The following is a 10326-nucleotide window of genomic DNA, read 5'->3' as shown; positions in this document are numbered from 1 at the left end:
GCTCCTTATATTCAACCAAGGGGCTGAAGTCCCCACCAGGCGGTTATTTCAGGTATTTCAACCATATTTCATGCCTGAACGTCTCGCACTTTGTATATTCTATACCAAACGTTGGGACATATAAACAGTTATGAGGATGGTCAGGAGTGCGCTCCTTATATTCAACCAAGGGGTTGAAGTCCCCACCAGGCGGTTATTTGAGGTATTTCAACCATATTTCATGCCTGAACGTCTCGCACCTATATTATCAATATTAGCCTCTTTTCGTTAATAAGCCTCTGGCTGCCAGATGGAAAATAGGGGGCCCACTACATCTAGCTCAGTGATGCAACGGCTGGCTTTATCCTGATTTAAGCTTACCTGGCGATATTTCCTCGCCTCTGGCTGTGCAAACGCAGTGGTGTTCAGGTTCAGCAATGCCGTCCGGTGGTTGTGGCGGGTTTTGTAACTGTTGGATTAACCAATTGGCAGCAGCGATGAGCTATAAATTGATTTTAGGCTTTTTTTCCTCCTTAACTTTCCGTTGCAGAAAGGCAACCCCTTCCGCCATAGGCTTTTCCCAAGGATCGGCGGCGGTGAGGGAAGGCAACCGACCCCTTTGCTATTTGAACCGTAGCGCCCGTTTTGCTAACTCTCGCGCTTCTTCTACGGAGAGATTGACTCCCTTGGCGGCGATCGCGAAGCTCAGGCGAGGGAATCGCCTCTGCGACGAGTTTCAGCCGTTCCGCGTCCGTTAAATCTTCCCGACAAATGCGGGAGACTTCCGGGCTTTTGGGTAGGGCTAAACCCTTAATTTCTAGGTGAATTTCCCCGCTTTCTGGATTAACTCCCACATTGCATCGACGGCATCAGGTTCCGCAATCAAGTTGGTAAACCGGGCGCGGGTTTTACCCGGTGCGTCGCGGGTCGCCCGCCCAATCATTTGGACAATTTCGGTCAAACTGGAAAGGATTGCACATTCAAAACCTGCCTTTCAATAATCACCAATGTGCCGTCATTCAAGCGCACTTTAACATCGAGATAGGTATCTTTTAACCCTTCCAGTTGTGCTGGCAAATTCGGCTTAATGATTTCCAAGTCTTCAATAGTGGAATTTCCCTCATATACCCAACCATTGAGAAAACTGATAAAGTAGATCAATCAAGCCCTTAAAATCATTTAAAGGCTGTTATTACAATACTCTAACCCAGTCACCATGACATTTTGTAGCCACTGCTGGAAACGGGGAATCAAATTTTCCTGTTCATCAGCATAGGAAAATTGAAACGGAGAATCAGTTAAAGGCTGAAGATAGCTAAAAATACTTGCTTTTTGCTCTTAGCAAAAAGATTAATTAAACTCGATAATTCACCGCAGTCCGCATCTTCCAAAGCGGCAATATAAACGGCGAGATCGTCCCGGGTTATCACTAAAGGAAACCAACTCGCTTGGATGAAAACTAAACTGGCTAAACAACGAGCAACCCGACCATTTCCATCTTGAAAAGGGTGGATTTGGGTAAATCGATGATGCAACCAAGCCGCCTCAATTTCTGGGGGAACTTTTTGTTCTTGATGTTGATGATGTAAGGTGATTAATAGCTCCATTTCCGATGCTACTTGTTCCGGCGGACAATACTCGTGAATTGTGCCATCTGGTCGGAGGGGGTTATTGGGTTGACGTTTCCAGTCGCCTTTAATTAAGGAAACCCTAAAGATTTTTCCCTGTGGGTTTAAGGCTTCTGTGCTTTCCTGACTCTGGGTTAAAACTTGATGTAACTGCTTGATATAAGAATTAGATAGATTTCTTTGACCCCCAACAAAATCAAATAATCCCTCAATGGCAGCCTCTTGATCTTTAATGAGCGAAACGACCTGTTTAACTGGAATATCTGTAGAGCCGTGAGGGATTAATGCTTCATTAATTCCCTGTTCAATTAACAAACGAGTGATGCCGCGATCTATGGTGTATAAACGCTCAATAATTCCGGTGTCAATGGCGATTTCCCGCCGCAGCTTTTCGCTAAAGATTTGAAACTATCCCGATTGACGCAGGCGATCTGCTTGCTCGTTCCAAACGGTGACTAAAGGGGGCAGTTCACTACTAGCTAAATCTTGCCAGTTACAGGGTAAATTTTCTATGGGTTTCCACAACATAAAGTTTCATTTATATACTGACCCTATTATAACAAGCTGTAAGACTCTAGCAAATGCGATTGGCCTTGTTTGCATCACGAAAGCTCTCCTATCTCCCTCACCAAATTACTGTCTTCCTCTTAAACATTTTAAGGATGGGAATCATACCCCTGAAGGTGAGTATCTAAAGACCAGATAAACACCCGCCGATTGGGAAACAAGCGCCTCGATTTTTCCCATTCTTGGATAATTGACAGATCACCCATACCCTTACCTTGTGTTGCTGAATCCGGAAAATCAGTCAACCAGAGTTGCACTTCATCCAAAGTGGGAACCTGCATTACCGTCCAAGGGGTTTCTCCGGCGATCGCCATTTTAACTTGCTCAACAAACAACTCAGCACATTGTCGGCGCCAACGACCCTCACTGATATGAGCAATATTATGATTTCCGGTTTCATAAACAACCGCCATTGGTAACAGCAAATGGGTTCCTTTTTCCAAAAAATCCCTAAGTTGTTCCATGACTAAGCCTCGCTCATCATTCAATTTAGGAATATTAAGAACATTACAAAAAACCGAAGTATTGACAATCGAAACATCCGCCATTAGTGAGCCTCCACCATGGAATTAAGCGAAGTCAACCAGTCTAGAGCCTGCTGTTTTTTGTTCTCATTTCCTGGATGCTGCTTGACAAAACGTTCTAACAGTCCCCGAGTCATTAAATGACCCACGGAACCCTGAGCAATCAGTTCCGGGTAATCGGGAATATCTTGCAACCGAATTAACTGACTTGACCCATCATCAGGACTGCGATAACAAAATTCAGTCTCAGGAATTGCCTCATCAGGAAGAGCATCTAATAAAGCAGGATTATGGCTACTAATGAGAATACGGAGGTTACGTTGTCGAGCAATTTCAGCCATCCGAGACAGTAAGGCACTCGCACGACTCGGGTGTACACCATTATCGATTTCTTAAATGACTACTAAACTTTCTTCCGGTGCAGAAAGTAATACTGCTGCAATGGATAAAACTCGCAGGGTTCCATCAGACAATCTGGCGGCATCATAAGGAGTTGCCACCCCTCCAAAGGTTTCAGTGAGTTGTAACATCACCTCATCCCGAGGGGTTTCTAAAAAACTAATCTCCTCAATATTCTGTTCTGGAAGACTACAAACAAAGTCTAAAACCGCCTGCTTAGAGGTTGTAGATTGACATAAATTATAAATAACTCCCGATAAATTTTGCCCTTTCTCACGCAAAATTAAATCGGTTTTGTGACCATAGTTTTTCATCAAGCTAGGCTCTGGTTCTAAAAACAAAATTCCACTTAACTAACGGACATATTTTTCTCAACAATTCGGGATAATTTCTCGACTTTTGATATTTTCAGATCGAAATCAAATGGTACTTAAAAGTTGGGCAAAAACCGCCAAATAAATACCACAAAACAGGCTCGGTTTTTTGCTGCGTTTTGCAAAATTATTATAAGTAACAAAAATATCACTTCCTGCCCCTTGCGGTTCACTGGTGATTTCAGACAACGGAACTTTAGAAGTTGAACTGGTAATCCGTTCTTGCATAACCTGCAAATGGTTGTCTGAACTGAGTCCTAGTTGAATCTCAAAACTTTCCCAATCGGGATGGTTTGTCAAGCCAGCTAGTTGAAATGTCTGCTTTCCTCGATATCCCAAATGTTCGACATTATCTCGAAAGAAATTATCTCCTTTTTTTTGCGGATTTCTGAGCAATCCAAGTCTTTCCCCAGTGGCAAGCCGAGATAAAAGCCGCAAGGCTTCAATAACATTACTTTTACCGGAAGCATTGGCTCCAATTAATACCGTAAGCCGCCCTAAGTGCAATGTCGCCGATTTATAACTTTTGAAATCTTTTAACTCTATTTCTGTAATCATCGTCGTTCACTCCGTTGGTGAGTTAAACTATTAAACTCTGCGGGTTCCCAAAACCCATGGGAAAATGTCCATTGTGGGAACCCAATTGCTTTTTATTACTAAAATGTGTTATGATACTCTAATAATACTGGCTAATTCCGGCTCATATTGGAATTGCTCAATGGTGCCGTCCTGGATTTTGGCGATCGCCTCTTCAATGGCATCTAATGGCACTAGAAACGACTCTCTAGGCTGGACTGGGAACTGAAAACGATCCATCAATTCCAGGTCTAATCGCGCCCCCGCGAAAAACTTATGTAGGAGAAGCTCTAGCTTTTTCGGGTGGATATTTGCCAGTTGAAAAGTGGCTACAATTTCCACATCTGCTAACAGATAGTTAGGGTTATGCTTTGCCTTAGCAATGCGCTTTTTAACATCCCCACCCGTCACGCCAATTTTATGAATAATCGACCGATTTTTGGCTATAAAAGGCTCGTCAGATAGGCTCCGCAATACATAAATATAACCCGTGATTAAATCATCATCATCTGATTTAACTTCTGGTTAGGGCTGACCGGAAAATAAACGCCCCCAATCCCGCCGATCCAGCTTAGTGATGCGGCGGCTGGTTTTATCCTTATTTAAGGCTCGCTGAAGTGATCTAAACAGAGGATTGCTCTCAGCCGTGCCATCATAAATTACCCGGAGCCTATAATTTCTCAGACCATAGTCAGTGATAAACATCTCCCCCGTCTCTGCTACCAGAACTTTTTGACCATCAAGAATAAACAAATCCCCTTGATTAATGGTGGCATAATACTGATATTTCACAGCTTGGCGATCGCCTGTTTTTAACTGACGCTGAACTTCCTCAAAGATGGGTTTAAATTCATCAAAATTCTGGCAGGGAAACCGCTGGGCAATTTCTTCCGCCGCCTTAATTTCTTGACGCTATCGCACATGAGTTAACTGGGTGATATCATTTTCGGGAGCAGCATCAACCCCCAAAGAAGCCAAAAGCGCCGCATCAATTTGGTCCTCTTCCAGGTTTTCTGATTCGGTAAAACTGGCATCATTTTCGATGTTTAAAAGTCCTCGGTAGTCCAGAGGTTCAAGGAGGGCGCGACATTCCGCCGATTCCCGCAAACGTTCCAGGCGCACTGCATAGAGGCGCTCGAAAATATCCCGATCGCCCATAAGTTGAGGAAGTCTACCTTTTTCGGCAACAAAGCGATCGATTTCCTCAAACGAGCGCGATAATCCGTTCTTCTCTAGGGGAATATTCGGGAGTCGCTTCCGGGGCGATATTTATCCCCAACTGTGCCAACAGTTCTAAATCTTCATCAGTGGTAGATTTGGGCGGGGATTTAGCCATTGTTTTCCTCGTGGTGTTCAGGTTCAGCAATGCTCTCATGCATGTTCTGGCGGGTTTTGTAACTGTTGGATTAACCAATTGGCAGCAGCGGTGTTGGTTTCGGTGTTCAGCCGTTCTAGGGTTTGTTCTAAAAGGGCGATCGGCAACCCCGTCAATACTTGGGACTGGGCGATCGCTTCATAATGCCCCAATGGAGTCAAGCTAAAGGCAAAAATCCGCCGCCCTTTCATATCAACCACCCAATATTCAGAAATCCCTAAGCTGGCGTAGAGTTGCTTTTGTTCATCTAGGTCAAGGCTGAGGGTAGTATCAGCAATTTCCCCCACCAAGTCCGGCAAACGGTGGCGACGCAAGTCAATCCGGCGCGGCTGGTCCGGGTTGCCATCGGGGAATATTATCACCCTTGTACAGCACTAAATCTGGCGCACAGGCGTGGGTATCGGGGCATTCAATGACAAGCGCGACCATAAGATTGCAAAACAAACTCAGGGTGCAGAAATACCCAAACAAAGAAAATTGCCGTTATCAAATCACTGAACGAAGCATGATTCGGTCCTTCTTTACCCATATCTACCCACAACCATCCTTGATGAAATGAGATTTTTTGCCAGTCTATATCCGGGTGATCCCGGATAGCCACATAGTCTTGCCAGGTGGCGTTGTGGCGTTGGAGGATGGAGTTTGGGGGGGTGGGTTTTTCTAGGGAGAGCTTCATGGATTTTCACCTCCAGATGAGCTATCAATTGATTTGAGGCTTTTTTTTCCTCCTTAACTTTCCGTTGCACAAAGGCAACCCCTTCCGCCATGCACTTTTCCCAAGGATCGGCGGCAGTGAGGGAAGGCAACCGACCCCTTTCCTGTTTGAACTGTAGCGCCCGCTTTGCTAACTCTCGCGCTTCTTCTACGGAGAGATTGACTCGCTTGGCGGCGATCGCCTCTGCGACCAGTTTCAGGCGTTCCCGACGAGTGGACTTAGCTAGAATCGCGTATGCTTCCCCAAAAGGATTAATCCGGTCAATCAGATCGATATCTAAGTCTGTCACCGATAGGGAAAACTGCCGCACCCCGTCAATTAGGGCGGTGTTTTTGGTGGCTACCCCGTCCCCTTCGTTACTGGTTTTCTTAGCTTGTTGTACCAAATTGAGAGCGGCTACTGCGTGTTGGCGGACGGCTTCGCGATCGCCTTCATCCAGTAGGGGGAATTTCTGTTTAATAATTTTACCCATCCGTAGTTGGGTGAGTTCCTCTGCCACCAATTCCTCATCAAATAGACCGCGCTCGATACTCGGCTTATCTTGGACAAAAGCCGTCACCAATTCCGTTAAATCTTCCCGACAAATGCGGGAGGCTTCCGGGCTTTTGGGTAGGGCTAAACCCTTAATTTCTAGCTGAATTTCCCCGCTTTGGTGGCTTAACTCCCACATTGCATCGACTCGGATCGTAGCCACTTTCTCCATAGTCAAAGCCGGGGGTGGGTTGATTGTCCGGGCGCTTGGGTTTGAACTGAAAGCGGGGGGCTAGGACTTGTTCCATTAGCAGACTGGCAGCGATCACCTTAATCGTATCATTCACCGCCTCTGTCACTGCCATCTCGCTGGCATCAGGTTCCGCAATCAAGTTGGTAAACCGGGCGCGGGTTTGACCCGGTGCGTCGCGGGTCGCCCGCCCAATAATCTGGACAATTTCGGTCAAACTGGAACGGTAACCAATGGTTAAAGCGTGTTGTACCAATCCAATCAAAGCCTTCTTTAGCCATCAGGGGGGCAATGATAATATCAACGCGATCGCGATTATCTTTGTGGGTGGGGTCCTTCAGTGCGGCTGCCACTTTATCCCGCTTGCTGGGGTCATCATCCACCAAATCGGCAATCTTGAGAATCTTACCCGGGCGCGGTTTTGACCCATTGAAATCCTGCAAGTGGAGGCGTGCCTTGCCATTCTCCCAATGCCTCAATAATATGTTCCACTTCCCGGATTTTGTCCTTGGTACTCTCGCGGGAATTAACGTTAGGAATATGCAGAAAGCGTTTTTTCGTTGGGGCCCGGTACCTGCATGATTTCATCGGTGTAGCTACCGGAGTAAAAATAATAGCCGATATCCAGTTGTTTTAGGTGTTCATAGCCGTTGAGTTGTTCATAATAGTGCACCGGTAGTCGTGGTGAAATTTGGCTTCGTCTTCGGGATGTAGGACTGCTTCGGCATCCCCCCGAAAATAAGAACCCGTCATGGCCACGATATGGGTTTTGTCGCGAGCCATCAGTTGGCGGATMTGGTCTCCCAGCTTGTTGTCAGGGTTAGAGGAAACATGGTGAAACTCATCAACCGCAATCAGGCGATCGTAAGCGCATTTCTACGCCAAATTTATCCACCGCAAAGCCGAAGGTGGCATGGGTGCAAATTAAGACTTGATCATCGCGCTTCGAGAAAGGTTTTAGTAGGGGTCGAGAGAGATGTTGCCATCTCCCCCTCCCATACAGAACCGTACTTGAGACTTTCACCTCATACGGCTCCTAATTTGACCGTCTCCTTGTTAAGAGTACAGCATCATCTCTTCATCAAGAGCTGTTTTATTGTCGTGACAATGGCGATGTAATAATTGAATATTCTTGTATTCATCCTTTCCGCCATGGCTTCTAGGTACAATGTGGTCTACTTCAACTATATCTGATGGGGTAAAGAATTGTCCACACCAGGTACATCTACCTTTTTGCTTTTTGAGTAGTTTTGCTACCCTATTTGGCGTGCCGATTGCTTGTCCTTTCCTGGTTGCCCAGTAAGTCCAATTTCCGTCGTATGGTGTTGCGTCAGGGCGTATTAGGGTATGTCTAACAATTGGAGTCCAGTTGTGTTTGAATAGATGTAACCCATCTTTGGTTTGGAATATCCAATTTTCATGTCTTTCTTTCCCATTGCTAAGTTTAATTGTTCCATGTCTGAAATAATTATTTAGCTTTTCGAGACTTGCCTTTCCGCATCTTGATAATGTCCATGCTCGTAACATTTGCCAGATTATGAAGTCTAGCTTATTGAAGGTCTCTACTGAGACTACCGCTGAGTAGTAATTTGACCATCCCCGTATTATCGGGTTTAGTCTGCTTATCAGGGTTGATTGAGGTGCTGTTTTGAGTTGTTCTATTGCACTTTTAATCACTTCTGTGTGAGCTTTAACTGCTTTATTGCTGGGTTTGATGTGGGTTTTATGTCCGATTAATCGGCTTGCTCCCCCGCCTGTTTTCCCAGATTTGTATTTTCCTGCTGGATATTGCCTGATATTGAATCCGAGAAAGTCAAACCCTGGATTCTCTGTTTTACCGTCATACTCAATAGTTTTGAGTGTATGACAGATTCGAGTCTTTTCAGGTTTTATTTCTAGTCCTACAGGTTTTAGCCATTCATAAATAGCAGTCTTGCACTGTTCAATGATTTCTAGGTCTTTGGATATGACCACAAAATCATCGGCATATCTTATAAAGTTTACCTGAGTGGCTGTGCCTTTATTTGGATACATTCCTTTAACTAGCCTTTCCATTCCCAACAGTGCGATGTTGGCGAGTATTGGACTTATTACCCCTCCTTGAGGTGTCCCTGTTTCTGTATCCTCAAATACACCGTTATCTAGCACGCCAGCTTTGAGCCATTGTTTCAGGTCTCTCTTCAAGCTGCTTGGACAATGAATTTTGGACAGTAGGTAATCATGGTTCACGGTAAGAGCATTTTGCTATATCAGCATCGAGTACATAATATTCACCCTTGTTGATACTTGAGTAAATTCGTGCTATTGCATCATGAGCCGACCGTCCGGGACGGAACCCATAGCTTGTGCTTTCAAATCTCGATTCCCATTCAGGTTCGAGAGCCGACTTAACCAAGGCTTGCCTTGCTCTATCTTGGATTGTGGGTATGCCTAGTGGGCGTTTTTCATCCTTACCAGGTTTTGGAATCCACACCCTTCGCAGTGGTTTTGATTTGAGTTTTCCCTTAATGTTCTTAACAAGCTCGAACCTTTGTCTTGAAGAGATTGCTCTTACTCCATCAACTCCGGCTGTTTTCTTGCCTTGACCCGCTTGGGGGGGNCGGGTTTATTAAGCTGACTGTTGGGAAGCATGGCTGACCGTGGAACCCGCCCCTACAGCCGCACTGCTAAGAGCCGGGCATAATACGATTTCACCAGTAGACGTTGCCACCTTCGTGCCTTAGCATTTTGTCCCGATTTAGCTGCTCGAAATATACTCTTTTGGAGCTTGAAAACTTTCCGTTGAACCTTAGTCCATGGGATTGTCTTCCATGCGTTGTTCGTAGTCTTGATTGGTTTTGGTTTCCCAAACCCTTTCTTTAAACTCGCTATCGCCATTTGTACACCTACTAGGCTCTATTTCTTTACAATCAAACCGTGACCTGTTAGCATATCCCTGCCATTACAGTAGGGCGTTGGCTTTTGGTCACATCTCACATCCTCTAGGACTTGCGGTTACACTTATCCCTACTGATATCTCGACCAGATAATCAGAGTCCAGGAGGACTTAAAACGTTCCGTTTATATGGGCATTCCATCTTTAGACTTGTCCTATCCACCGGGGTACTTTTAAAAGTCTGTGTAGGTGTTGCGGTAAAAACCCTACTTTTCCCCTTACCCTTTTGGGCGCAGCGTATCAACCTATTTCGCTGCTAAGTAATTACGATGGTTCAAGCCGGACATTCGGTTTCCCTAATCCAGCAATTCTCATTATGGAAATTCAACTGCTATCGGGCGGGATGTCTAACTCGAGACCTTCAAGCATAAAGGTCAGAAGGTGCTCCCAACTGTCGAAGTACAGGTAACGGGTCAACGCCCGCAAATCATCAAAAAAGGTTTGGCGGGTGGGCAAGTGCGCTCGTAGTAACTGGTACTTGTCATCGAGCAACTCCAGCAGGGTATGGAAGAGCAGCGAGAGGATGTTGAGGG

16 protein-coding genes and 3 pseudogenes are annotated in these 10326 nt (G+C 45.4%); all 19 read right to left on the bottom strand.

Annotated features, from left to right (window positions below; translation table 11 throughout):
* Positions 1–481: 481 nt before the first annotated feature.
* Positions 482–946 (bottom strand): annotated as a pseudogene (locus tag B9T16_RS21755) (hypothetical protein); the annotation flags it as partial.
* Positions 946–1128 (bottom strand): annotated as a pseudogene (locus B9T16_RS21750) (PD-(D/E)XK nuclease family transposase); the annotation flags it as partial. The pseudogenes B9T16_RS21750 and B9T16_RS21755, both read right to left, overlap by 1 nt.
* A 149-nt stretch (positions 1129–1277) precedes the next feature.
* Complete coding sequence (locus B9T16_RS21745; RefSeq protein ID WP_006616686.1) at positions 1278–1922, bottom strand: Fic family protein; 645 nt, start codon at positions 1920–1922, stop codon at positions 1278–1280.
* Positions 1923–2263: 341 nt separating this feature from the next.
* Positions 2264–2722 (bottom strand): hypothetical protein, encoded by a 459-nt coding sequence (locus tag B9T16_RS21740; RefSeq protein WP_410245735.1) that lies wholly within the window; start codon positions 2720–2722, stop codon positions 2264–2266.
* A complete protein-coding gene (locus B9T16_RS21735; protein ID WP_014277247.1) occupies positions 2722–3039 on the bottom strand; it encodes a hypothetical protein in 318 nt (105 codons plus the stop codon). Before B9T16_RS21735 ends, B9T16_RS21740 begins: the two co-directional genes overlap by 1 nt.
* A 51-nt stretch (positions 3040–3090) precedes the next feature.
* Entirely contained in the window at positions 3091–3438 is a 348-nt protein-coding gene (locus B9T16_RS21730; RefSeq protein WP_014277248.1) for an AAA family ATPase, read from the bottom strand.
* A 78-nt stretch (positions 3439–3516) separates the two neighbouring features.
* Positions 3517–4029, bottom strand: coding sequence for an AAA family ATPase (locus tag B9T16_RS21725; protein ID WP_410245734.1), 513 nt, complete (start codon positions 4027–4029; stop codon positions 3517–3519).
* A 108-nt stretch (positions 4030–4137) separates the two neighbouring features.
* On the bottom strand, positions 4138–4521 hold the full coding sequence (locus B9T16_RS21720; RefSeq protein ID WP_410245733.1) for a GIY-YIG nuclease family protein: 384 nt from the start codon (positions 4519–4521) through the stop codon (positions 4138–4140).
* A gap of 51 nt (positions 4522–4572) precedes the next feature.
* On the bottom strand, positions 4573–4839 hold the full coding sequence (locus tag B9T16_RS21715) for a hypothetical protein (RefSeq protein WP_410245732.1): 267 nt from the start codon (positions 4837–4839) through the stop codon (positions 4573–4575).
* 120 nt (positions 4840–4959) lie between these two features.
* On the bottom strand, positions 4960–5205 hold the full coding sequence (locus B9T16_RS21710; protein WP_410245731.1) for a hypothetical protein: 246 nt from the start codon (positions 5203–5205) through the stop codon (positions 4960–4962).
* A 46-nt stretch (positions 5206–5251) separates the two neighbouring features.
* Positions 5252–5383 (bottom strand): hypothetical protein, encoded by a 132-nt coding sequence (locus B9T16_RS21705; RefSeq protein WP_286131425.1) that lies wholly within the window; start codon positions 5381–5383, stop codon positions 5252–5254.
* Positions 5384–5418: 35 nt separating this feature from the next.
* Complete coding sequence (locus B9T16_RS21700) at positions 5419–5784, bottom strand: Uma2 family endonuclease (RefSeq protein WP_231852029.1); 366 nt, start codon at positions 5782–5784, stop codon at positions 5419–5421.
* A 159-nt stretch (positions 5785–5943) separates the two neighbouring features.
* Positions 5944–6831 carry a helicase gene (locus tag B9T16_RS21695; RefSeq protein WP_410245730.1) on the bottom strand — a complete coding sequence of 296 codons (888 nt, stop codon included), beginning with the start codon at positions 6829–6831 and terminating at the stop codon, positions 5944–5946.
* Positions 6761–7123 (bottom strand): hypothetical protein, encoded by a 363-nt coding sequence (locus tag B9T16_RS21690; protein WP_410245729.1) that lies wholly within the window; start codon positions 7121–7123, stop codon positions 6761–6763. Before B9T16_RS21690 ends, B9T16_RS21695 begins: the two co-directional genes overlap by 71 nt.
* A gap of 579 nt (positions 7124–7702) precedes the next feature.
* A complete protein-coding gene (locus tag B9T16_RS21685) occupies positions 7703–7882 on the bottom strand; it encodes a hypothetical protein (RefSeq protein ID WP_410245728.1) in 180 nt (59 codons plus the stop codon).
* A 32-nt stretch (positions 7883–7914) separates the two neighbouring features.
* Entirely contained in the window at positions 7915–9087 is a 1173-nt protein-coding gene (locus B9T16_RS21680) for a group II intron reverse transcriptase (protein WP_410245727.1), read from the bottom strand.
* Positions 9077–9331: a reverse transcriptase/maturase family protein gene (locus B9T16_RS21675; protein ID WP_014275537.1), complete on the bottom strand. Its 255-nt coding sequence runs from the start codon at positions 9329–9331 to the stop codon at positions 9077–9079. Before B9T16_RS21675 ends, B9T16_RS21680 begins: the two co-directional genes overlap by 11 nt.
* Before the next feature lie 179 nt (positions 9332–9510).
* The gene (locus tag B9T16_RS21670) at positions 9511–9735 is read right to left on the bottom strand and encodes a reverse transcriptase N-terminal domain-containing protein (protein ID WP_014275538.1); all 225 of its coding nucleotides are present in this window, start codon (positions 9733–9735) and stop codon (positions 9511–9513) included.
* A 382-nt stretch (positions 9736–10117) separates the two neighbouring features.
* Positions 10118–10326: pseudogene (locus B9T16_RS21665) on the bottom strand (ISNCY family transposase); the annotation flags it as partial.

It is taken from the genome of Arthrospira sp. PCC 8006, assembly GCF_046480465.1.
GTDB classification, from domain to species: Bacteria; Cyanobacteriota; Cyanobacteriia; order Cyanobacteriales; family Microcoleaceae; genus Limnospira; species Limnospira platensis.
This window is presented reverse-complemented; position numbering and strand designations above follow the sequence as displayed.

What these genes read in the sequence shown, in the direction of transcription:
- B9T16_RS21740 (WP_410245735.1), bottom strand. Translation starts at nt 2,722, where the DNA reads ATGGCGGATGTTTCGATTGTCAATACTTCGGTTTTTTGTAATGTTCTT.
- B9T16_RS21735 (WP_014277247.1), bottom strand. Translation starts at nt 3,039, where the DNA reads ATGGCTGAAATTGCTCGACAACGTAACCTCCGTATTCTCATTAGTAGC.
- B9T16_RS21725 (WP_410245734.1), bottom strand. Translation starts at nt 4,029, where the DNA reads ATGATTACAGAAATAGAGTTAAAAGATTTCAAAAGTTATAAATCGGCG.
- B9T16_RS21710 (WP_410245731.1), bottom strand. Translation starts at nt 5,205, where the DNA reads ATGGGCGATCGGGATATTTTCGAGCGCCTCTATGCAGTGCGCCTGGAA.
- B9T16_RS21705 (WP_286131425.1), bottom strand. Translation starts at nt 5,383, where the DNA reads ATGGCTAAATCCCCGCCCAAATCTACCACTGATGAAGATTTAGAACTG.
- B9T16_RS21670 (WP_014275538.1), bottom strand. Translation starts at nt 9,735, where the DNA reads ATGGCGATAGCGAGTTTAAAGAAAGGGTTTGGGAAACCAAAACCAATC.